Source organism: Klebsiella sp. X13, from assembly GCF_003323835.1.
Classification (GTDB): domain Bacteria; phylum Pseudomonadota; class Gammaproteobacteria; order Enterobacterales; family Enterobacteriaceae; genus Klebsiella; species Klebsiella ornithinolytica.
This window is the reverse complement of sequence record NZ_CP030874.1, coordinates 3029272-3051121: the sequence shown is the minus strand read 5'-3', so window position 1 is coordinate 3051121 and position 21850 is coordinate 3029272. Positions and strand designations below refer to the sequence as shown.

General features: G+C 53.1%; 19 protein-coding genes. 8 read left to right on the top strand and 11 right to left on the bottom strand.

Annotation, left to right across the window (positions count from 1 at the left end):
- Positions 1-54: 54 nt before the first annotated feature.
- The 3 genes from DSD31_RS14450 to DSD31_RS26470 are packed head-to-tail and all read right to left on the bottom strand — an operon-like array spanning position 55 to position 2486.
- The gene (locus DSD31_RS14450) at positions 55-1524 is read right to left on the bottom strand and encodes a heavy metal sensor histidine kinase (RefSeq protein ID WP_015584505.1); all 1470 of its coding nucleotides are present in this window, start codon (positions 1522-1524) and stop codon (positions 55-57) included.
- Between the two features lie 15 nt (positions 1525-1539).
- Positions 1540-2220 carry a heavy metal response regulator transcription factor gene (locus DSD31_RS14445; protein WP_015584504.1) on the bottom strand — a complete coding sequence of 227 codons (681 nt, stop codon included), beginning with the start codon at positions 2218-2220 and terminating at the stop codon, positions 1540-1542.
- Positions 2205-2486 carry a hypothetical protein gene (locus DSD31_RS26470; protein ID WP_227538643.1) on the bottom strand — a complete coding sequence of 94 codons (282 nt, stop codon included), beginning with the start codon at positions 2484-2486 and terminating at the stop codon, positions 2205-2207. The genes DSD31_RS14445 and DSD31_RS26470 overlap by 16 nt, the downstream gene beginning before the upstream one ends.
- Positions 2487-2736: 250 nt before the next feature.
- Here DSD31_RS26470 and DSD31_RS14435 point away from each other — a divergent pair, with 250 nt between their 5' ends.
- The 4 genes from DSD31_RS14435 (at position 2737) to tsaA (ending at position 7186) form a co-directional block, all read left to right on the top strand.
- Complete coding sequence (locus DSD31_RS14435; RefSeq protein ID WP_113991131.1) at positions 2737-3786, top strand: alpha/beta hydrolase; 1050 nt, start codon at positions 2737-2739, stop codon at positions 3784-3786.
- Positions 3787-4218: 432 nt separating this feature from the next.
- On the top strand, positions 4219-5490 hold the full coding sequence (locus tag DSD31_RS14430; protein WP_075808619.1) for an MFS transporter: 1272 nt from the start codon (positions 4219-4221) through the stop codon (positions 5488-5490).
- A 4-nt stretch (positions 5491-5494) separates the two neighbouring features.
- Complete coding sequence (locus DSD31_RS14425; protein ID WP_015584500.1) at positions 5495-6370, top strand: DUF1932 domain-containing protein; 876 nt, start codon at positions 5495-5497, stop codon at positions 6368-6370.
- Between the two features lie 345 nt (positions 6371-6715).
- Positions 6716-7186, top strand: coding sequence for a tRNA (N6-threonylcarbamoyladenosine(37)-N6)-methyltransferase TrmO (tsaA, locus tag DSD31_RS14420; protein ID WP_113991130.1), 471 nt, complete (start codon positions 6716-6718; stop codon positions 7184-7186).
- Positions 7187-7353: 167 nt separating this feature from the next.
- On the opposite strand, the gene DSD31_RS14415 is transcribed toward tsaA, so the two are convergent.
- Positions 7354-8322: a threonine dehydratase gene (locus DSD31_RS14415; RefSeq protein ID WP_100662977.1), complete on the bottom strand. Its 969-nt coding sequence runs from the start codon at positions 8320-8322 to the stop codon at positions 7354-7356.
- 25 nt (positions 8323-8347) lie between these two features.
- On the opposite strand from DSD31_RS14415, the gene DSD31_RS14410 reads away from it, so the two are divergent.
- Both DSD31_RS14410 and DSD31_RS14405 read left to right on the top strand, forming a co-directional pair.
- Positions 8348-9754, top strand: a complete 1407-nt coding sequence (locus DSD31_RS14410) for an aminotransferase-like domain-containing protein (RefSeq protein WP_227538642.1) — start codon at positions 8348-8350, stop codon at positions 9752-9754.
- Positions 9755-10227: 473 nt separating this feature from the next.
- Positions 10228-11283, top strand: a complete 1056-nt coding sequence (locus tag DSD31_RS14405) for an NAD(P)-dependent alcohol dehydrogenase (RefSeq protein WP_113991129.1) — start codon at positions 10228-10230, stop codon at positions 11281-11283.
- A 46-nt stretch (positions 11284-11329) separates the two neighbouring features.
- Here DSD31_RS14405 and DSD31_RS14400 read toward each other — a convergent pair whose 3' ends face one another.
- The 6 genes from DSD31_RS14400 to DSD31_RS14375 form a co-directional block, all read right to left on the bottom strand.
- The gene (locus DSD31_RS14400) at positions 11330-12280 is read right to left on the bottom strand and encodes an AraC family transcriptional regulator (RefSeq protein ID WP_015584495.1); all 951 of its coding nucleotides are present in this window, start codon (positions 12278-12280) and stop codon (positions 11330-11332) included.
- Positions 12281-12651: 371 nt separating this feature from the next.
- Positions 12652-13926 carry a beta-ketoacyl-ACP synthase II gene (gene fabF, locus DSD31_RS14395; RefSeq protein WP_113991128.1) on the bottom strand — a complete coding sequence of 425 codons (1275 nt, stop codon included), beginning with the start codon at positions 13924-13926 and terminating at the stop codon, positions 12652-12654.
- 19 nt (positions 13927-13945) lie between these two features.
- Complete coding sequence (locus tag DSD31_RS14390; RefSeq protein ID WP_015584493.1) at positions 13946-15508, bottom strand: DHA2 family efflux MFS transporter permease subunit; 1563 nt, start codon at positions 15506-15508, stop codon at positions 13946-13948.
- Positions 15505-16548: an HlyD family secretion protein gene (locus DSD31_RS14385; protein WP_113991127.1), complete on the bottom strand. Its 1044-nt coding sequence runs from the start codon at positions 16546-16548 to the stop codon at positions 15505-15507. The genes DSD31_RS14390 and DSD31_RS14385 overlap by 4 nt, the downstream gene beginning before the upstream one ends.
- Positions 16532-17089 (bottom strand): winged helix-turn-helix transcriptional regulator, encoded by a 558-nt coding sequence (locus DSD31_RS14380; protein WP_032717335.1) that lies wholly within the window; start codon positions 17087-17089, stop codon positions 16532-16534. Before DSD31_RS14380 ends, DSD31_RS14385 begins: the two co-directional genes overlap by 17 nt.
- A gap of 244 nt (positions 17090-17333) precedes the next feature.
- Positions 17334-18542 (bottom strand): MFS transporter, encoded by a 1209-nt coding sequence (locus DSD31_RS14375; protein WP_048757104.1) that lies wholly within the window; start codon positions 18540-18542, stop codon positions 17334-17336.
- A gap of 103 nt (positions 18543-18645) precedes the next feature.
- Here DSD31_RS14375 and DSD31_RS14370 point away from each other — a divergent pair, with 103 nt between their 5' ends.
- Positions 18646-19563 (top strand): LysR family transcriptional regulator, encoded by a 918-nt coding sequence (locus tag DSD31_RS14370; protein WP_032717337.1) that lies wholly within the window; start codon positions 18646-18648, stop codon positions 19561-19563.
- A gap of 166 nt (positions 19564-19729) precedes the next feature.
- Here DSD31_RS14370 and DSD31_RS14365 read toward each other — a convergent pair whose 3' ends face one another.
- Entirely contained in the window at positions 19730-20641 is a 912-nt protein-coding gene (locus DSD31_RS14365) for a LysR family transcriptional regulator (protein WP_015584488.1), read from the bottom strand.
- Between the two features lie 99 nt (positions 20642-20740).
- On the opposite strand from DSD31_RS14365, the gene DSD31_RS14360 reads away from it, so the two are divergent.
- Entirely contained in the window at positions 20741-21850 is a 1110-nt protein-coding gene (locus DSD31_RS14360) for an alkene reductase (protein WP_113991126.1), read from the top strand.

Genomic DNA, 21850 nt, shown 5'->3' with positions numbered 1-21850 from the left:
CTTCCATCAGCAGTGGTTAGTCTTAGCGGTGATTCTGGCGCAGGCAACCTGACATCAGACTGACGGCCCTCTGACAATTTCGTCAGAGGGCTTAGCGTGCGGACGTCCCGATGTTGTCTCTGAAATCAGTCTCTCTGTTCGGATAGCGTCGGGTTGTTTAGCAAACGTCAGTCCAAATGTATTGATGCCACCTTCACTACGGGCAAAGACATCTCCCCGGTGCATAATGGCGACGGCACGCACGATCGACAGCCCCAGCCCATGATGGGTATCACTCCTGGCTCGGGAGGTGTCGACACGATAAAACCGTTCAAAAAGCCGATGTAAGTGCTCCGGTGCTATCGGATCGCCTGGGTTTGAAACTTCAACACAGGCTTGATTATCCTTTTCGCTGAGTCGCACGGTGACCGCACTGTTCGATGGCGAATGCCGGGCGCTGTTTTCCAGTAAATTGGCCAGTGAGCGGTGGAACAGCCGCCGGTCGATGTGCGCGCTGACATCACCCTCAACATCCAGAGAAAGCTGTTTTTCAGCAAAGGAGGGCTCAACATACTCCGCGGTTTTCAGGGTTTCTTCTCGCAGGGAGACCCGGGTAAGCTGGGAAGCATGTTCACCTGCGTGAGCGTGGGACAGGAACAGCATGTCGTTCACAATTGACGTCATACGCTCCAGCTCCTCGAGATTTGAACCCAGCAACTCTTCCAGTTCATCAGGCGAGCGTCGGCGCGAGAGACCCAGCTGCGTCTGACCAATCAGGTTGGTCAGCGGTGTGCGGAGCTCATGGGCAACATCGGCGTTAAAGCTTTCAAGCTGTCGCCAGGCGACCTCCTGACGCGCTAATACGCCGTTAAACGATGAGGCTAACTGCTGTAGTTCTTCGGGCAATGCGCGGGTATCCAGGCGTTGGCCATGGTCCACCGGGGCGAGATGTTGTGCCTGTTTACTGAGCATTCCCACCGGACGCAGACCAATCCTTGAAACGACGTATCCCAGCAGGGCGACGATCGCTACGCCCAGCGCGGCAATAATCAGCAGCGTACGCGTGAAGGCATTCAGTGTGCCCATATACGGCGTGGAGTCGATGGCAACCACGTAGCGCAGCTCAGGCCTTTCACCGTTGGCGGGGATGGTTTTCACTAACAGGAACAGTGAACATGCCCCTTCCGCTGCGCCGGGCACTTGATTAAACCCCTCCCGTAAAGCAGACCACTGGACTCCCAGCGGCGGCGTTCCCCCTATACTAAAGCGCGGATCGTCGCTCACTATCCAGTAGCGAACGCGCTCACCTTCAGAATTGGTTAACAGGGTAAATTTACTGGTAAGCGTCGACCAGCCGTCAGCCGAGGTCCGCGCGGTGATCCATGGACTCATCAATGATTCCCGGAATAACAGCTCGTTGTGCATCTGCTTTTGCAGAGAGTCATGCAGAGAGCTTCTTAGCAGGATACCGATAACGGACACGATCAGCAGCGCGGATAGGGCGAACATCAGCGCCAGGTGGACTGAGATGGAGCGCTTAAGCATGCTTATCCCCTTCATTTATTCAGCGCGGACTTCAAGGACGTACCCCATACCACGAACGGTATGAAGTAGCTTGATGTCGAACGGGGCATCCACTTTGGCGCGCAGACGTTTAATGGCGACTTCAACCACGTTGGCATCGCTGTCAAAATTCATGTCCCATACCTGCTCAGCAATCATCATCTTGGACAGAATTTCTCCCTGATGGCGGGAGAGAAGGCTCAGCAGGGAAAACTCTTTTGCGGTCAGTTCCAGTCGCGTTCCGGCGCGAAATACCCGGCGAGCCAGTAAGTCGAGATGCAGATCGTGAATGTGCAGCTGGGTGATGTCTGCACCGTCCACAGAGCGGCGCCGCACCAGGGCCTGAATACGCGCCACCAGCTCAATAAGTGAAAAGGGCTTGGGGAGATAATCATCAGCGCCAAGGCGAAGTCCTTTGACCCGTTCGTCGACCGATCCCCGTGCAGAGAGCATCAGCACCGGCGTCTGTTTGACGGCTCGTACCCCCTCGAGTACCCGGTAGCCATCCATCCCCGGCAGCATCACATCCAGGATGATGGCGTCGTAGTCAAACTCCAGCGCGTAATGAAGGCCCTCAGCGCCATCGGCAGAGATATCGACCGTAAATCCGGACTCACCCAGCGCACGGCTGAGATAGGTCGACGTTTTTTCTTCATCTTCGACTAACAACAGGCGCATAACGGAACTTCCTCTAAGCTTTTCAACGGTGCTTCAAAATCTGAATAGATCTGTCCGGCATCCGGCAGACGTTGACCCTGGATAGTCAGGGTTGCCAGTGAGCGGGTAAGCGCGGTCAGCGATACGCCGGCCGCCGCTCTATTTTGTCGCATAGGGTCTTTATTTGTTGCCGATACATGGGGAATCAGCAAGGTGGCGGCAATGCTCGCCCTGGCGACTAATCGCTTACGTCGCTCTGGTCGTGTTGAGGCGTTTTGGCGTTTCATCGATCGCTCCTTTGCTCGGAAAATTGAACATGAATCTCATCTAACCGAGACCATTCTGCGCCTTGATAGCCAACATAAAGCTGACGCTTACCTGACAGCGCTGTCAGGAACAGGTTCTCATCCCGGTCCGCTTCCTGACAAAAATGTTATTCCTCGGTCACGCTGCTGACAGCCCTTTCTCCCTAACCTGAGGCTGCAAATTGAATTCCGCGAGCCTGGATAACCAGGCTGATACTCATCGGGAGAGACCATGAAATTGATGCTTATAAGCGCCATGCTGCTGACGGCTGTCGCCGGAGTGACCTCAGTCAAGGCGGCTGATTACAAGAAAAATCCGTTCACCCTCGTTTATGACGGTGCCATTACTGAAAATATCAAAGGTAAGGTCAACATTCATCCGGTGAAATACGATCTGCACGGCATCCAGATTGCTGCGAATGTCTATACGCCAGCTCACTACGATCCCGCCCAAAAATACCCTGCGGTGGTGGTCGCACACCCTAATGGCGGCGTAAAAGAGCAGGTCGCGGGTTTGTATGCCCAACGTCTCGCTGAGCAGGGGTACATCACGATTACCGCCGACGCGGCTTATCAGGGCGCTAGCGGCGGGATGCCTCGTAGCGTGGATAAACCGGCAAATCGTATTGAGGATATCCACGGTATGGCGGATTACATCAGCCAATATCCTGGGGTCGATACCGCCCGCCTGGGTCTGCTGGGTATTTGCGGAGGTGGCGGGTATTCACTGGCTGCCGCCGAGACGGATAAACGATTCAAATCGATTGCAACCATCAGCATGTTTAATTCAGGGCTTGTACGCCGCAATGGTTTTCAGAATTCACAGCTGGATACTATCCAGCAGCGGCTTCAGCAGGCTTCTGACGCCCGTGCTCAGGAAGCTGCCGGAGGCGAAGTGCTTTACTCCGGCGATGCAAATCTGACGGATGAACAGATCGCTAAATTACCTTTTGCCCTCTATCGACAGGGCTACGAGTACTACTGGAAAACCCATGCCCACCCGAACTCAACGTTTAAATACACCACCAGCAGCCTGTTGGATTTGATGAGCTTTGACGTGACGGACCATATCAATCTCATCAATAAACCGCTGCTGATGATTGCCGGTTCAAAAGCGGATACGCTCTATATGACTGAAGATGCGTTCGCGAAAGCGACCGGTACGCAGGATAAAGAACTGTTCCTGATCAATGGCGCTACTCATATCGAAACATATTGGGTTCCTAAATACGTTGACCAGGCCATGCAAAAGTTAGACGTCTTCTTCAATAAGCATATTTAGTTCGCCTCCGATGCCCCCGGCCGCACAGGCTGGGGTATATCCTCTGCTTGTGGCCAAATTCAGTGTGTTACTACAGGAGATCGAGTTTTGGCGCTGGCGTTTTGCCTTCTGCGGGATACTTACAACAGTATTACTTTACGTTATCTTCACACTTTCATCATAGTGTTTAGGGTTTTTTATTGTTAACTACATTTATTACCTTATTTATAGATGGATTTTTTCGTAACAATATACAAAGTGAAGGACTCACAGAATAAAACGATTTTCTAAGCCATCGTTGGTATTTTTCATGGTTACTTTTATTGATACCCATAGAGGTGAAAACGGGCGTCGCTAGCACAAACAAGGGATCGGGGCCAGGGGACTCGCGGTAGTATCAATCGCTACACTCGTGACCCAGCCGAAATTCAACTTATAAGGTTCATGTTGTGTATGTGTAGATTAACGCGTGTTCACTATGCCTGGTATGTTGCTTTTGCCTGTTTGGCTATATCGTCTATCCGTGCCGGAATCGGTTTCCAGACCATGGGTTTCATTATAAATCCGGCCCGGGAAGAGCTTGGATGGTCCAATACTCAAATTACAGGGGTCATCGCATTCAGAGAGCTGATCGCAGGCGCTATCGCCCCTCTTGTCGGCTGGTTGGTTGATCGACGGGGGCCCGGAATTATTATAGTGGTTGGCGCTATTCTTGTTGGCTTCTCCCTCAGTGTGGTCTCTTTCACACAAACTTTCTGGCAGTTCGCGCTTATTTTTGGCGTAATCGGCGGTATCGGAGTTGCGGGCCTGTCTAACGCATTAGTGTTTCCTCTGATTGCCAAATGGTTTACGACGCAGCGCGGGCGTGCGACCGGTCTGGTATCATCTGGCGCCAACCTCGGCGGCATATTGCTGTCACCCGTTATCATTTGGCTGTTGTCTATTTCCGACTGGCGCTCTACCTGGTTCTTGCTTGGTTTTCTGCCCATTCTCTTTCTGGTGCCACTGGCTATCTTTGTTCTACGTCGCGAGCCAGCGGATATGAACCTTCTGCCGCTCGGCGAAGAGCAGGGTAGCGCATTTGCTCAAGAAAAAAGCGGGGGGGAGCGTCCTGATCTTACATTGACAGAAGCCATTCGCTCGCCTGGTTTCTGGTGTCTTATCGTCGGCTGGAATCTCAGCGATTTTGTCTTGAAAGGCGTCTTGTTACATAAGGTTCCGGCGGCAGAATCGCTTGGCTTTACAACCGCCGAGGCAGGTAGTGTGATCTTGACCTATGGCGCTTTTGCGATCCTGGGTAAATTATTAACGGGTTTCATTGTAGAGCAAGTTTCAGCGAAATGGGTTGTTCTCAGCCTCTCTGTATTTCAGGCAATAGGTCTCATCCTCTTCATCACCGCGGGGAATATTTGGCAACTGCAGTTAGGCTATGGTGTCTTGAGCGGTTTATCTGCAGGAGGGCTGATCATGATGATGCCGTTTCTTCTCGCTTCGTTATTCGGGCGCAAGAATCAAGGCGTTATTATGGGGGTCGTTACGCCCTTAGTCATGATCTCAGGTATCGGTGGACCGTTATTGGCAGCGCTGCTGTTCGATATCACGGGTAGCTATATATTTGCCTTCGAGATTTACGCGGCGATTGCCGTTTTCGGTGGTCTGGCTCTTCTGGGTGCCTGTATTACCCCCACGAATAACACCAAATCCTTAAATCTATACAGGAGGTAATATCATGTCGACGATCGCTATTCTCTATCCGGGCCAAATGGGCAGGGCTTTTGCTGCATTGCTGCGGGCGGCTGGCCATGAAACGATCAGTCCGATGGGTTGCCGTAGCGAGAAAACCCAAAAATCGGCACGGGAGATCGGGATAGGCATGCGCGACAGCATGGCCGATGCTGTTGTTGAAAGTGACCTGATTTTGTCGCTGGTCCCCCCATCGGCTGTCGTCGAGGTGGCACATCAAGCAATTCGTGCCTGCCGAGAAAAGAATGCTATGCCCGTATTTATCGATCTGAATGCAAAGACCCCTGCGGATGCAGAGTACTTGAGCAGGGTTTTCGACCAGGCTTCATTGCCTTTTTGCAATGCTTGTATTATCGGGCGCGCCTCACATTTGGGCGAAGAAGGACGAATTTATGTCAGTGGTCCAGACACAATGCCGATAGAAAAATTATTTAAAGGTATATTGCCGGTGATTCGACTTGGCGATGAAATCGTCCAGGCATCAATTTTCAAAATGGTTTTTGCAGGTTTCAACAAGGCTGTTACTGCTGCCTTGTTTGAAACGGCTAATACTGCCAATGCTTTTGATGTTACCGATCCTCTGTTCGAGCTGCTTGAGTATCATCTGGGAAGCACATTGTCTGATTTACGAAAGCTGGTTCCAACCTATCCGCACCATATCACGCGTAGGGCAGAAGAGATGGAGGCGTTGGCGCAGATGTTGAGTGACAGCCGGTTACCGAACAAGATTGCATTGGCTGCCGGGGTAACATTCCGTAGTCTTGGCTCCAGCGATTGCTGGTCTGGGGCTGAAACCTCACCTCAATTCATGGAGTTGTTATTGAATACTAACTATCGGGTCACATCTGGCAAGATAGTGTAATTGCTAAGCCCACTTTTTGTGGTTTCGACTCGTTTGGGCGCGTGAGCCATATTTGTATCGTTTTATCCGTCACAGCATGACAGATCACACACCGTATTCTGATCACATCATTGGCGCTGTAAGCATCCCGGCTTTAGTTCCACGCATCTTTTGAGCTTGACCCCGGCGTCAGAAACGGAGGCGCGATAAGTTACGGAACAGCCCGTTTCACTCGATGAATAACATTTACCTTTAAAGTATGATTTTTCTGTTGCATCGACTTAATAGTTAATTCAGGATGGTTTTTGTCGTCGACGGCTACTGTGAATATAAAATGGTGGAAATATTGACGCTAAGGAATTGTATATGCAAGAAATTAATCTGCACGCAATAGGTATAATTACTTTAATGGATGATAAAGTAAATGTTATCCTGTATCCTCCTTACCGGGATGGATTAAAAGGAATAGAAGGGCATAGTCATGTCAATCTATTATGGTGGTGTGATGGTTGCGATGATAAATCGTCTCGCCAGACTATTATTACATCAACGCCTTATACTGAAGATGAAATGGGCGTATTTGCCACTCGCTCGCCGCAAAGACCGAATCCCATAGCGATTACAACAACAGAGGTATTGCATGTTGATTTAAACGCCGGATTGCTCATTGTATCCTGGATTGATGCGGAAAATGGTAGTCCAGTTATCGATATTAAACCTTACATTCCCAGTTTAGATCGTGTGGAAAATCCAATAACCCCTGAGTATTTATCTAACTGGCCCAGTTCTTTAGAAAAGTCTGCTGATTTTGACTGGTCTTCAGTTTTTAATTATTGATAAAGCCACAAAATTAGATTTTACTTGCAAGTCTCTTCCATGAGCGATCCTGAAAGTTTTACCCGGAATATTTTGTATCAGTAAACAGCCTATATTGGGTAAGTCAGGGTTAGCTGACAAGATGGCTCATGTAGGTATAGTGAATGAACGAGGGCTTATCCCTGCCTCTATGGGGTGGGGATCTGCTGCTGCAAAATACTGGCATAGAGGGGGCGATCAATATTGGATCCGCTCAGTATTACGGCCACTTTTTTGTTTTTCTGTAATCGGCGTTCTTTTATTAATCCCGCGAGGCCAGCGGCTCCTGCTCCTTCAGCCATATTATGCGTATCTTCATGATAGATGCGAATGGCATGGCAAACTTCATCATCGGTGACCCTGATAATGCGCTCTGCACCGCGCTGAATCATGGCAAATGATTCAGCCAGAGGTATACGACAGGCAAGGCCATCGGCCATGGTATCGGCGCTTAGCGTCGTGATAATTTTCCCTTGTTCAAAGCTTTGTGCGAATGCGTCAGCCTGGTCAGAGACAATACCTACTATTTTTGTCTTTAGACCAAGCAAATCCCGGGTTTGTATTAAACCACAGATGCCTGAACCCATTCCGACAGGTACATAAACGGTATCCAACTCAGCCACGGCATTAAAGAGTTCCAGCGCGTAGGTTGCAACGCCAAGGATAAGGTCTTTATGAAATGCGGGAACAAAGTAAAGCCCCCTTTGTTGCGCTATCTCAGCGGCTTTAGCGCGCGCTTCATCAAAATCAACACCGTATTCGATGATTTGTCCGCCCAGCGCCTGCATGGCGGCATTTTTTTCACGGGAATTACCCTTTGGTACAACCAGGTAGCAGGGCAATCCCGCTTTTGTCGCCGCCAGAGCCAGGCTTTGTCCGTGGTTCCCTCGTGTTGCGGTAATGATACCGTTAATATTAGGTTCCCGTTTTAATAAACAGTTAATAAAAATGATCCCGCCTCTTATTTTAAAAGCGCCGGTTGGTGTATGATTTTCATGTTTAACCCATACTTCGCAATTTAAACGTTTACTCAATAAAGGCCATGTATATTGTGGCGTAGCTGGCATAACATGGTATACCGCGCTGGCTGAGGCGCGTAGTTCATCTATATTAAACATAGTTGACACTCTCTGGTTGTAAGTCTTGCTCCAGAGCGTAGCAACCGATATTGTATGGGTAAATAATTATATTGTATGGCAGGCAATAATGTGGGTCCCAACATTAAAAGAGACAAATCAACCTAAATATATTCTCCTGGTGGAAGCTATTGCCGAGGCGATTGAAAAAGGTGAACTCAAAGTGGGGGAGCGTTTACCGCCGCAGAGACAGTTGGCCTGGAAGTTAAACCTGAATCCGAGTACGACCATGCAGGCCTATAGGGAAGCCGCCCGGCGACATCTGGTTAGCGGTGAAGTGGGACGCGGGACTTATGTGCTTCCAGGGAGCAAGGAGGCATCACTTTTTTTGATAAAGAACCCACTACCGTTAAAAGAGCGTATCGATCTTTCAACAAACCTTCCTGCTATCGATCAAGATAATCGCGACCTGGCTTCAACGCTCATGGAGCTCACGATGTCAGCTGAGTGGGGCGATGTGCAAAGCTATTTAACGCCGGATGCCATTCAATCAGGAAAAATTCGGGCTACTGAATGGCTTAAATTACGTAAGGTAAGTTATTTACCTGAAAACATAAAATTATGTGCCGGAGCGCAGCAAGGTCTGATGACGGTTTTGCTTTCTCTTTGTCAGAGGGGAGAGTCGATTCTGGTAGAAGAGCTCACTGCACCCGGGATCAAGGCTGCATCGCGGCAACTACATTTACCGTTGCACGGAATTATGTCAGATGAACAGGGCATAATTCCGGATGAGTTTGATCGAATGATTCGTACCACAGGTGCAAGAGTGGTTATTTTAACCCCTTCTCTGCAGAATCCTACGGGCACGGTTATGGGACATCGGCGGCGTGGTGAGGTTGCTGATATTATCAATAAATATCAACTCATAATGATTGAAGACGATGTCTATGGCGGATTGATTAAACAGCCACCGCTGAGTGTTTTATTACCGGAGCGAACCATTCTTATCAGCAGTTTTTCGAAAACGGTGGCTGCGGGCTTGCGACTGGGATATATCGCAGCGCCAGTCCCCCTGTTAAGCAAGATAGATCCGGATGCTCAGCTAACGCATTGGGCGGTATCTTCGCTAAATCTGATGATAGCGAATCGGTGGATTGAGGATGGCACGGCTGAAAAAAGATTAAACTGGCAACGCAGAGAAGTTGCACAACGCTGGCACCTGGCGCGTAAGCTTGTAGGACAATATATGCTGAATGCGACCTGCCCAAGCCCACATGTTTGGCTTACAGCCCCTTTCGAAACACCTGAACTGGTCCAACTCTGTTCTCAGGCGGGAATTAATGTTGTATCGGCCGATGTTTTTGCGGTACGACAGGCCCCGTTGAATGCAATTCGAATCAGTTTAACAGCCGCTAAAAATCAGGTTCAATTAAAAAGCGCTTTGGAAACTATTGCCACTTTATTGGCGGTTTAACCGAATCAAAAAATGTAAGCTGTAGAGGTGCTGCAATGAAAAAGTCCTGAATTCAAACGTGAATCCGCTCAGTTGCCTGTCGATCAAAATTACACCGTTCCTGACCCAGCTAAGGCTATGGATGTTGGTCTTTCCACGATATCGTTGGGTATTACAGCGCGCTCAGGCTGCATGAATATAACGGTGGGCTATCATCTAACGAATCAGAAAACGATACTGGAAGAACGCTAAAGTGGTGGCCAGTTTTAGTTGACCACTACACATATTTTGCGTGAAGCGCCATGCGCGCCGTCCAACGGTAATACTCAACCCAGGTCGCTGCATATCCTCTCGGAGCATACCCGGCGATATTTTCCCGCGTGCCGATATTTACGGCTCAAGAGTAATAGGCAGTAATCAGGCAGGATCGGGCTCACCGGGTTGCCCATCTGGCCGCTACAGTTCAGCAAGGTTAATGCACAACTGGAGCAGCTATGAAAACGATGGGTTATGCCGCACTTAATGCCACCACTCCGCTGGTTCCCTTCAGCTTTGAACGACGCGCTTTGCGTCGTAACGATGTGGCGATTGAGATCCTGTGGTCCGGGGTGTGCCACAGCGATCTGCATCAAACCCGGGATGACTGGAAAGAGTGGGGGGCGACCGTTTATCCCTGCGTTCCCGGGCACGAAATTATTGGCCGGGTAAGTGAGGTTGGCAGTGAAGTTAGCCGCTATCAGGTTGGGCAGATGGTGGCCGTCGGGACGATAGTCGACAGCTGCCAGGAGTGCGATCAGTGCCGCCGCCATGAAGAGCAGATGTGTCGCGAATTTCCGACGGTGACCTACAATGGCCGCGATCGCATTTCGGGCGAGATCACCTATGGCGGCTATGCGAAGCATATCGTGGTACGTGAAGAGTTTGTCTTAAATCTGCCGGAAGAGCTCGATCCTTCCCGCGCCGCGCCGCTCCTGTGTGCCGGTATTACCGTTTACTCCCCGCTGCGAACCTGGAATGTGGGACCGGGCTCACGCGTAGGGGTGATTGGCATCGGTGGCCTGGGGCATCTTGCCGTACGTCTGGCAGAGGCGCTGGGCGCTACGGTCACCGTGATTACCCGGAGCGCGGCAAAAGCTCAGGAGGCGCATGAGCTGGGGGCGAAACATGTTTTACTGTCGACCTCAGCAGAGGATATGCAGCGGGCAGGCTCCTCGTTTGACGTGATCATTGATACGATTCCCACCCGGCACGATCTCTCTGCGTACGTGCAGTTGCTGGATATTGAAGGGGCGCTGGTGATTGTCGGCAATCTGGGCGATATGGACGGTTTCAGCACCTTACCGCTCATCCTGGGCCGCCGCCGCATTACCGGCTCACCTTCCGGCGGCATTGCGCAAACCCAGGAAATGCTGAATTTCTGCGCGCAGAAAGGGGTTTACCCGGAGTGCGAGATCATCCCGATCCAGCAGATTAACCAGGCGTTTGAACGCATGGAACGGGGAGAGGTGAAGTACCGTTTCGTGATTGATATGGCCTCGCTGTTGGCCTGATGAGGACGGCTGACATCGGTGAACCGCTGTCAGCCTTTGCTGAGCTTTAGTAGGGGCGCCCGGTCCCGGCCGCCAGCGACAGGGCTTTATCGCCGATCGGCGTGATACCAAACTGACGCTTGTACTCACGGTGGAACTGGCTGACGCTTTCATACCCCACGCTTATCGCTGCCGTCGAGGCATCCGCATCTTGCGACAATAACAACCGTCTGGCTTCAAGAAGCCGTAGCTGCTTCTGGTACTGCAGCGGACTCATGTTCGTCATGCGGCGAAAATGGTGGTGCAGCGTGGAGACGCCCATACCGGCAATCCGCGCCAGCGCTTCGACTTTTAACGGCTGCGCATAGTTATCGCGTAGCCAGTCCAGGGCCACGGATATCCGTTGCCCGCTGGAGCCGGTCAACACGGTTTCCCTCAGGGTCCTGCCCGCCGGGCTGGTGAGAATACGATACAGTATTTCGCGCTGAATGAGGTTACCCATGTAGCCTTTATCCTGCGGATGTTCGTTGGCGTTCAGATAGCGTAGCAGCGCATCAAGCAGCGGGCCGTCGGCCGGCCCCAGGGACATTCCCTCATCGCTGTATTCCGCCTCATTTCCGTACTGTTTCATGTCGATCATCACTTCCCGGGCGAGAGATAAGTCCAGCTGCAGCAGCAGCGAGATAAACGGTTGTTCAGCGCTGGCTTGCATCACTTCGGCGACGGTCGGCAAATTGACGGCGGTCAGAAGAAAGTGGGATTCATTATAAGCATAGGTTTTTTCGCCCAGACTGACGCGCTTCTCCCCCTGAATAATCAGCGACACGCTGGGCTGGTAGAGACAGGCACAGGGCGGCATCGGGCGGTGTAGTTCGACAACGCTCATACCGGGAAAGGGGCAAAGAATATTTTCCCGCCGTCCGGTATAGGCTCTGATTTTCTCTCTGATCTCACCACGTCGCGACGCCATTTCCTGTTGCCAGCGTCTATGCTGTGAGTCCGGATGGTTATCAGGCATGGTCTGGCTCCTCAACTGAGTGATGTAGGCTTTACCTGGCTACAGGGCAGATAAACGATCGGCCGCGTCGGCACCCACGATATTATGTACCGACAGGCTGCGCAAACGGACGGTGTTCCCCGCGCTGCGATTCACACTAAAGGTTAAACCGCGCTGACCCATCATCAGCGCCATGCCGGCGAAGATCCCGGTTAGCCCGACAGCAAGCAGACGGATGAGATGATATCTGGCGCTTGTTACTCTGATGGTTGGGGGGATGGTGGCTGAACCTGAACGCGGGGAAAACTCATGCATCAACCAGCGGAAATAAACCGAGAGTATCCAGGCGCTGAAACTCCCCTCCGGCCTTTGCCAGAGGGGGAGCTGAACAATTATTCCCAGCGTTTCAGCAGCAGGCTGGCGTTGACGCCGCCAAAGCCAAACCCGTTCGACAGCGCATACCGCATTTTCTGCGGGCGGGCCACCAGCGCCACCAGGTTCAGGCCTTCCGCGTCTTCATCGGGGTGATGCAGGTTCAGCGTCGGCGGCACTATCTGGTCACGCAGCGCCTGAATGGTGAAGATGGCCTCAATCCCGCCGGCTGCGCCTAACAGATGGCCGGTTGCTGATTTCGTCGACGTAATGGCGACGGGATGGGTAGCAAACAGGCTTTTAATCGCCGCCAGTTCGCCTTTGTCTCCTACCTGAGTCGAGGTGGCGTGGGCGTTGATATGGTTAATCTCTTCTGCTGTCACCCCCGCCTGACGAATGGCCATTTCCATGGCCCGGCGCGCGCCGTTCCCGTCTTCCGGACCTGCGGTCAGGTGATAAGCATCTGCGCTGGTGCCATAGCCCACCAGCTCCGCCAGCGGGGTGGCGCCGCGCGCCAGGGCGTGTTCCAGCGACTCAATCACGATAAGCCCGGCGCCTTCTCCCATCACAAAACCATCGCGGTCGCGGTCGAAAGGGCGGGAGGCCGCTTCCGGCTGCTCATTGGACGCGCTGGAGAGCGCCCTGGCTGCGGCAAATCCGGCAAGGCTGACGCGATGAATTGCCGCTTCTGCGCCGCCGCAAAGGGCGATATCCGCCTCGCCGCTGCGGATCATCCGTGCAGCATCGCCAATGGCCTGCGCGCCTGCCGCGCAGGCGGTGACCGGCGCGCCGATGGGGCCACGGAAACCGTGGGCGATAGACACATGCCCGGCGGCCAGGTTGGCAAGAAAAGAGGGGATGGTGAACGGAGACAGGCGACGCGGCCCGCGATCATCCGTTGTATGTACCGCATTGGCGATCTCGCCAAAGCCGCCGATCCCGGTGGCAATGACCGTTGCGGTACGATCTTGTTCTGCCGGTGATGCCGGCGACCACCCGGCCTGCGTCAGCGCCTCACGTGCGGCGACCAGCGCAAACTCGATAAAGCGATCCATCTTTTTACGTTCCCTGGCCGGGATGGTTGCCAGCGGATCGAAGCCGTGCAGCGGATCGCGTTCGATGGACGGAACCTGCCCGGCCACTTTGCAGGGAATGTCTTCGACCAGCTGCTCGCTAAGCTTTGTAATACCTGACCTGCCTGCCAGCAGCGACTGCCAGACGTGCTGTACGCCGCAGCCCAGAGGGCTGACAATCCCCATCCCGGTCACGACAATGCGTTTAGCTGAAACGCTCATAATCAACTCTCCTGTAATATCAGTGTGCCGGCGGCTTGTTCATCAATGGAACCAGCAGCGCAGCAATCAAAAAACCGATCATGATGAGGTAAAAAGCATCGGAAAATGCCTGTGTTCGCGCCTCCCGCAGCGTCAGAGCGGAAAGATTCTTTAGCGCAGCCGTATGAGCGGCATCCGGTGAGATCCCCTGAGCGACAAAGTTTGCCGCGCTGCGTTGAACAAAATCGCTCATTGCCAGGTTGGCGTTATTCAGATGATCCGCCAGGCGGCTGTAATGCAAATTGGTCCTGTCGTTAAGCACCGTACCGCACAGGGCGATGCCGATGGCGCCGCCGAGGTTGCGCATTAAATTAAACAGCCCGGAGGCCAGCTTAAGGCGTGCGGGAGGCAGGCTGCCCAGCGTCAGGGTCACGGTAGGCGCGACGGCAAACTGCTGCGCCAGCCCGCGAAAAGCCTGCGGTAGCAGCAGCTGGTCGGCGCCCCAGTCGTGGGTTATCGGCACAAAGCTGTACATCGAGACCGCAAAGCCGACCAGCCCGGCCATCAGCAGCCAGCGCAGGTCGACGCGGTTGGCGAGCCACGAATAAAACGGGATCGACATCACCTGGAACAGGCCGGTGGAAAATACCGCCAGGCCAATCTCCAGGGCGCTGAAACCGCGCACGCTACCGAGGTACAGCGGGGTTAAATAGATGGTGGCGAAGATGCCGACGCCGGCCATAAACGAGAAATAACAGCCGAGGCTAAAGGTTCGGTCCTGCAGGGCCCGGAGATCCATGACCGGCTGCGGATGGCGCAGGGTGCGGATAATAAACGCCACGCCGCACAGCAGGGCGATCCAGGCGGTCGTCGTCAGGGTGGCGTCGTCAAACCAGCCCCAGCGCGGGCCTTCTTCCAGGGTATATTCCAGGCAACCGAGAGACAACGCCAGCAGCAGAATACTGAAGTAGTCCGCGCCGCGCAGCAGCGAGGGGTCAGCGGTATCCACTTTCACCAGCAGCGGTACGGCAACCGCGATGTAAATCCCCGGAACCACGTTAATAAAAAACAGCCAGTGCCAGCTGAAGTTTTCGGTGATCCAGCCGCCCACCGTCGGGCCAAGCGTGGGAGCCAGGGAGGCCAGGCCGCCGATCGTCGCGGCGGCAATGACCCGCTGTTTTCCCTGGAAAAAGGCGAAGGCGGTAGTGAAAACCAGCGGGATCATCGACCCGCCGGCCAGTCCCTGCAGGGCGCGAAAGGCGATCATGCTCTGGATGTTCCACGCCCAGCCGCACAGCAGACTCATCAGCGTGAAGCCCGCCGCGGAAGCGGCAAACAGCCAGCGCGTTGACATAACCCGTGCCAGCCAGCCGGAAAGCGGGATAATAATGATCTCGGCAATCAGGTAGCTGGTTTGTACCCACACGGTTTCATCGTCGCCCGCTGAGAGGCCACCGCCGATATCCCGCAGCGAGGCGGACACGATCTGGATATCGATGAGCGCGATAAACATCCCCACGCACATGCTGGCGAAAGCGAAGATCTTCTTCGTCATCGGCATCGACAGACCCTGCGGAGCGGGCAGCGCCTGAGCGGTGCTCATCGGCGGCTCTTTTCGTTCACGGTGACGATCACCGATAGCCCTGGGCGCAGGACGTCAAGTTTTGCTCCTTCTCCTTCCAGCGCAATGCGGACCGGCACGCGCTGAACGATTTTAGTGAAATTCCCCGTCGCGTTCTCCGCAGGAAGAATGCTGAAGCGTGAGCCGGTCGCCGGCGCCAGACTGGCAACATGGCCCTTAAAGGTATGGTCCGGCAGCACATCGGCCACGATGGTCACCGGCTGGCCGGCCCGCATATGCGCCAACTGGTTTTCCTTGAAGTTGGCGTCAATCCACAGGTCGTGCGCGGGAACCAGGGACAGCAGCTGCGTGCCGCTGCTGACGAATGAACCGGACCACGCGCGGCGGTTGCCAATTACCCCATCGAACGGTGCGCGAATTTCGGTATAGCTGAGGTTCAGCGTGGCTATCTCGAGGTTAGCCTGGGCCTGTGCCAGGGCGGCCAGCGTTTGTTGCTGGCGGGCATCCAGCACCGCCAGCTGGCGTTCGGCCGCGGTTTTATCCGCTTGTGCTTTATCCTGCTCGGCGTGCGCCCGGCGGTAATCGGCGGAGGCGTTATCGCGAATTTGTGCGGAAATCGCGCTCGACGCGGCCAGGGCGTGATAGCGCCGGTTGTCGTTAGCCAATTTTTCGGCCGCCGCCGTGGCGGCCTGTAACGAGGCCGCAGAGCCGGCAATGGTCGCCTGCTGTAGCTGCCGGGTGGCAATGACATCGGCCAGCGCGGCCTGTTGCGCCGCCACTTCTCCGGCGGCTTTTGCCAGGGCGGCGCGGTAATCGCGGTCGTCAATGCGAATCAGCAGATCGCCTTTTTTCACCGCCATATTGTCCTGCACCGCCAGCTGCTGGATATAACCGGAGATTTTGCTGGAGATGGCGCTAATGTCGCCGCCAACATAGGCATCATCGGTTGTCTGCATAAAGCGCCCGCTATGCCACCAGTAAGCGCCGTAGCTCGCTGCTGCCAGCGCGGCGACGGCGAGTGTCGCCAGGACGAGGGCTCTTCTCTTACTGGCCGGATTCATGGCTGGCATCTCTGTAGGGTTCGGGTTGAAACTTTTGGCCGCTATCGCCCTCGCGTTTGCGCAGCAGATATTGGTGACGATATTTCATCATCGGCGAGGCTGCGGGTCCCGGCACCATGGTGTATTTACCCGGAATAATCTCTTCGCCGGTCGCTTTATCGACCAGCATCGGCTCCACCGGTCGCTGGGTTTCACTTTCCACCAATTGCATCTGACGGCCTTCGGGTGAGAAGTGGCGGTTACCCCATTCCGCCAGCGCCAGCAGTACCATGCGAAAATCGCGGCCGCTTTGCGTGAGGTGGTATTCGTAGCGCGGCGGTGTACTGCTGTAGCAAACCTTCTCCAGCAGGCCGTCGTCTACCAGCGCCTTCAGGCGGCGTGAAAGAATATTGGGCGCGACGTTGCTGCTTTTCTGAAACTCGTCAAAGCGGGTAAAGCCCGCGAAGGCGTCGCGCAGGATCATTATGCTCCAGCTGTCACCGATGCGACCAAGGCTACGGGCGATGGGGCAGGGAGCGTGGCAAAGCGGTTCATTTTTCATGGGTTGGCCTGGATAGAGAGATGGCTTTCGAGAGCAAATTGACATAGTAACTATCAAAATGCAAGTTACTTAAAAAACGATCTCTCTCAGCAGATTCATGGCGCCGGCGTTAAGGTTGACGCGCGCGATACCACTACGGGGTGACACGGCTTAGCGCAAAGCGGTGGTGCAGCGGGCCGGAATGGGTAAGGGAGTGACGGAGCAGAATCTGACGGTCCGCTCTGCGGCAGGAGCGGACGTTATGCTAATCAATGATGAGGGGGTCAGACGGGATAGTACGTGTAGCCAGTTTCTTTTGAAGTATTATGACCAGGACGGGAAATACAGATGCGGCTAATGCACTAACAACCAACAGCGTGTTTAGATTTTGCGTGGTTATTTCCTGGTCAGGGAGTAATAAGGAAGACAGAAAGAACGCGAGAGTTGTTATCAGGTACATCATGGCTGTCTGTAGGGAAGTAAAACTGGCTCGTTGTTTATCCTCCGGAAACGGGACTACAACCGATGAAGCGCAAACCAGCCGGCTGTATGAAGCCCCAAGAAATAAGGTTATAAATAGAAATACATTATGATAACCCATCGCGGGAATCAGCAAGCTTGCTACAAAGAGTAGCGTTGAAATTATCGCCAACAGCAGAGCAGATAAACGCGATGTCAGCATGCCTGTTATTTTTGTCGTCAGATAACCAGCTATCCCGCCGCTTAAAAATAATAAAGGTAATAGGTTTTGTTGGGCGCCCATATACTGCGTCATTAATGGGGTCAGAATGGGAATGATCAGCATTGGACTAAATTGTACCAGAGCAGTACAAGAGGCGAAAAGTAAGGTTGGAGAATCAATAGATAGCTTCCTCTGCACGCCCGGCGAGAGCGTATCCTTGGGGATAATAAATACTATCAACGGTAAAGATAACAGACAAAGTGAACTGATTAACCATAGCGCAGTATGCCAACCATAGTGCGTGCACAAAAATAATATAGCTGGCATGCCGACGATACTGACCAGCGAAAATGATGCAATGACCGTTGCCAGCATTTTTCCACGTAAGTTTGCCGGGGCATAATTTATCAAAATACTCATACCCACGCCCATTGTCGTCCCCCCCACCAATCCTGCGCAAAATCGTAGTGCCAGAAGAGTGCCAAAATGAGTCGTGAGTGTGGACAAAAATGTTAGCGCTCCCAGCAGCACCATATTCTTGAACAAGAACTGTTTTTTATTAAACAGGTCAATCCAATAAAAGGCCATGATTCCAGAAAGTACCGCACCCAGCGTATACATACCGGAGACATAGCCAGAAAATGATACAGGAACCGAAAATCCGTCGGCCATAAAAGCAAAAACAGGCGTTAACGCCATATATTCCAACGCATTAGTGAACTGGACAAAAGCCATAACAATGGCTATCCGCATGAGGGTTTTATGATTAAACGTCTGTGTGACCAGTGGCATAATAAGCAACCTATGGATGAAAGATATCCGAGTTTAACCACTATCAATGATGTTCATTAGATGGTAAAAATGGCACTTATTATTATCAAATGTGGGATAGTTGATGCGTTCAGCTCTTGATTTTAATGCCCTGAAAGTATTCATCGCGGTAGTTGAAAGAGAAAGTTTCGTGGGGGCAGCGAAAGTTCTTGCAATGCCGACATCAAACGTGAGTCGTTGCATTTCTCAGTTAGAAGAAAAACTGAATCTTCAGCTCATTGAGCGCAGCACCCGACATATGAAACTCACCCAGGCGGGGCACCTACTCTATACCCGAGCGAAGCCATTACTGGAGGCGCTTGAGCAAACTGAGACAGAATTAACGTTGCGGCAAATGCAGCTCAAGGGGCCATTACGCATCTGTATTCCCAATGAGATCGGTCCTGCATTGCTGGGTTCTGTTATTGCCGATTTCGCCTGTCAGTATCCGGATCTGGAGATCAGCTGTGTGACTAATTTGTCAGGTCTCGAATCCCTGAGAGATGATCTGGATTTAGCTATCATTATTACCCGTGGTCAGATGGATGACAGTGACTATATAGCCCGGCATCTGGTGACTATTCCTTGCACCATTGTTGCCGCGCCCTCCGTCATTCAGCGCTACGGCACCCCTTCTCATATCCGGCAGTTTGAAGAATTACCCTGCATTACAACGGTAAGCGCCCTGAAAGGTGCCCCCTGGCAGTTTGTCACTATGAAGGGGGGATTTGAGACAATTAAGGTGAATGGGCATTATCGGGTAAACAGCGGAGAGATGGCAGGGCGCGCTGCGGTAGCCGGCGTTGGTTTTGCCATCCTGTCGAAACAAGCCTGCCAACCCTATATTAGCGATGGACGGTTAATCGAGATTGAGTTTGAACAATCGCCAGCCCCATTGCAGTTGTTCGCACTTTATTCCGATCGGCGTTACTTGCCGGCTAAAACAAGAGCGCTCATTGATTTTATGCATCAGAAGTTGAGCAATACATCTTTAGCAACGTAAGGCGGTATGGAATCGCGACAGAGAGTCCCGGTGGGATAATGAATCTCTACTTAACCCAGAGCGTCTGTTTTTTCGCTCACCGTGAATTTTATGGCCTGGTTTCCTCTGCGCGTCGAGCCAGGTCACGTAACGGTGAGTGAAAAAACGGGGAACAGGTCATCGATTTCTATTCATTTTCCAGCCAGTCAATGAAGAACCGGGTGAAAGCGGTAACCGGTAGCGGCTGCAGCCGTCGCTGCGGATAGACAAATTGCAGCCCGACATTTTTTTTATCAAAGCGGCTAAACCCAATAAAACTTTCAGCAAACAGCAGTTGTAGCCTGCCTTGTTCCACATCTCGCTTGACATCCCACCATGATTTGCTGGCGATACCCGCATCAGCCAGCACCCACTGGCGGAGTAGCGCGCCATCGTCGCATACCATGGCTGGGGTAAAGCGTAATGTGCTCTGTTGACCGTCGTGCTCAAAACGCCATTCGTTCATGACCATTCCGCGCAGCTCCAGCGCCAGGCATCGGTGGTGGTGTAAATCCTCAATGGCGCCCGGAGTGCCTGCCGCCCGAAGATAGTTGGCCGAGGCGACCAGAACCCGATGATTCGGGCGGATATTTCTGACGACCAGGCTGCTGTCTGGCAGGTTTCCGAAACGAATGCTCATGTCCAGACGATTGGCGACCAGATCTTTGACACTTTCGCCCAGGTATACCGAGGTTTTCACTGCCGGATGCAGCCGGGAAAAATCGAGCAGCGCCGGGCTGAGATACTGTCGGCCAAAATCGGAGGGGGCCGAAATACGGATATTACCGCTGAGCACCCCTTCTTTTTGCGTAAGTAGCGACTCAGCATGGTTCATTTCATCCAGTACGCGCAGCGCAGCGTGGTAGAACTCCTCACCGGCACGCGTCATGGTAATGGCGCGAGTGGAGCGGTGGAACAGACGGGTCTGATAACGCTCTTCAATCGCCTTCAGCCTGGCGGTCATGGTGGCCGGCGAGAGTCCCATATGGCGACCGGCGGCTGAAAGCCCGCCGGCCTCCACCACGGCAACCAGCAGTGCCATATCTTCAAGCTTTCCCATTATTCAGTAATCCTGAAAAGACAATCATATTTTAATGCCATTATCAAAATATCGCTCACCCCGTAAAGTATTTTCAACAATTCATTACGGGGACAGAAAATGGAAAATCGTACGCTTTTTGATAGCTACTACCTGAAGGCGCTCAGCCTGAAAAACCGGATTGTGATGGCGCCAATGACCCGGGCACGGGCGTTACAGCCGGGAAACGTGCCCTCAGCACTTATGGCGGCGTACTACCAGCAGCGCGCCAGCGCGGGGTTGATCATTACAGAAGCCACGCAGATTTCACCTCAGGGGCAGGGATACTCCTGGACACCAGGTCTGCACTCCGCAGAACAGGTTGAAGGATGGCGGTTGAGCACAGAAGCCGTTCACCGTGCGGGGGGAATTATCTTTTCCCAGCTCTGGCATGTGGGGCGCATGTCATATGCGGGTTTCCAGGAAGATGGCAAACCTGTCGCGCCGTCTGCGCTCGCGCCCGATGCCCAGGTCTGGGTTGTTGATGAGCAGGGGGAAGGGCATATGGTCGATTGTCCGGAGCCGCGGGCACTTGAGCCTGCCAATATTCAGCAGATTATTGCTGATTACCGGCAGGCCGCACTAAATGCGATTAACGCCGGTTTTGATGGTATTGAGGTGCACGGTGGTAATGGTTATCTGATCGATCAGTTTCTTCGCCGGACATCGAACAAACGTACCGATGAGTATGGCGGTAGCCTGGCTAACCGGATCCGTTTTGCGCAGGAGGTGCTGGAGGCTATCAGCGACGCCATCGGCACTACGCGCACGGGCATACGCCTTTCCCCATTCATCACCCAGCGCGGAATGAACGACCCGCAGGTGATTGAAGCGATCCTCGCGCTGGCTGCATGGTGTGAAAAGAAAGGTATCGCTTATATCCATCTGGCAGAGGCTGACTGGGACGATGCCCCGCAGGTACCTGCTGAATTTCGTCAACGATTACGCGCCACCTTCAGCGGCACGCTTATTGTCGCCGGCAATTATACCCAGGACAAAGTGGACAAGCTCCTTAAGGCGGGGCTGGCCGACCTGTTTGCCTTTGGCCGCCCGTTCATTGCCAACCCTGACCTGCCGTACCGGCTCAGGAATAGCCTTCCATTAGCGACGGTAAGCAATCCCGCCACGCTTTTTGGCGGCAGCAGCGCAGGCTATACCGATTATCCGTTCTACAAAATCGACGAGGCGTAA

Coding starts and splice junctions, on each gene's coding strand:
- DSD31_RS14425 (WP_015584500.1), top strand. CDS start 5,495: ATGTCGACGATCGCTATTCTCTATCCGGGCCAAATGGGCAGGGCTTTT.
- DSD31_RS14445 (WP_015584504.1), bottom strand. CDS start 2,220: ATGCGCCTGTTGTTAGTCGAAGATGAAGAAAAAACGTCGACCTATCTC.
- DSD31_RS14370 (WP_032717337.1), top strand. CDS start 18,646: ATGCGTTCAGCTCTTGATTTTAATGCCCTGAAAGTATTCATCGCGGTA.
- DSD31_RS14380 (WP_032717335.1), bottom strand. CDS start 17,089: ATGAAAAATGAACCGCTTTGCCACGCTCCCTGCCCCATCGCCCGTAGC.
- DSD31_RS14405 (WP_113991129.1), top strand. CDS start 10,228: ATGAAAACGATGGGTTATGCCGCACTTAATGCCACCACTCCGCTGGTT.
- DSD31_RS26470 (WP_227538643.1), bottom strand. CDS start 2,486: ATGAAACGCCAAAACGCCTCAACACGACCAGAGCGACGTAAGCGATTA.
- DSD31_RS14400 (WP_015584495.1), bottom strand. CDS start 12,280: ATGCCTGATAACCATCCGGACTCACAGCATAGACGCTGGCAACAGGAA.
- DSD31_RS14415 (WP_100662977.1), bottom strand. CDS start 8,322: ATGTTTAATATAGATGAACTACGCGCCTCAGCCAGCGCGGTATACCAT.
- DSD31_RS14390 (WP_015584493.1), bottom strand. CDS start 15,508: ATGAGCACCGCTCAGGCGCTGCCCGCTCCGCAGGGTCTGTCGATGCCG.
- DSD31_RS14375 (WP_048757104.1), bottom strand. CDS start 18,542: ATGCCACTGGTCACACAGACGTTTAATCATAAAACCCTCATGCGGATA.
- DSD31_RS14430 (WP_075808619.1), top strand. CDS start 4,219: ATGTGTAGATTAACGCGTGTTCACTATGCCTGGTATGTTGCTTTTGCC.
- tsaA (WP_113991130.1), top strand. CDS start 6,716: ATGCAAGAAATTAATCTGCACGCAATAGGTATAATTACTTTAATGGAT.
- DSD31_RS14360 (WP_113991126.1), top strand. CDS start 20,741: ATGGAAAATCGTACGCTTTTTGATAGCTACTACCTGAAGGCGCTCAGC.
- DSD31_RS14385 (WP_113991127.1), bottom strand. CDS start 16,548: ATGAATCCGGCCAGTAAGAGAAGAGCCCTCGTCCTGGCGACACTCGCC.
- DSD31_RS14365 (WP_015584488.1), bottom strand. CDS start 20,641: ATGGGAAAGCTTGAAGATATGGCACTGCTGGTTGCCGTGGTGGAGGCC.
- DSD31_RS14450 (WP_015584505.1), bottom strand. CDS start 1,524: ATGCTTAAGCGCTCCATCTCAGTCCACCTGGCGCTGATGTTCGCCCTA.
- DSD31_RS14435 (WP_113991131.1), top strand. CDS start 2,737: ATGAAATTGATGCTTATAAGCGCCATGCTGCTGACGGCTGTCGCCGGA.
- fabF (WP_113991128.1), bottom strand. CDS start 13,926: ATGAGCGTTTCAGCTAAACGCATTGTCGTGACCGGGATGGGGATTGTC.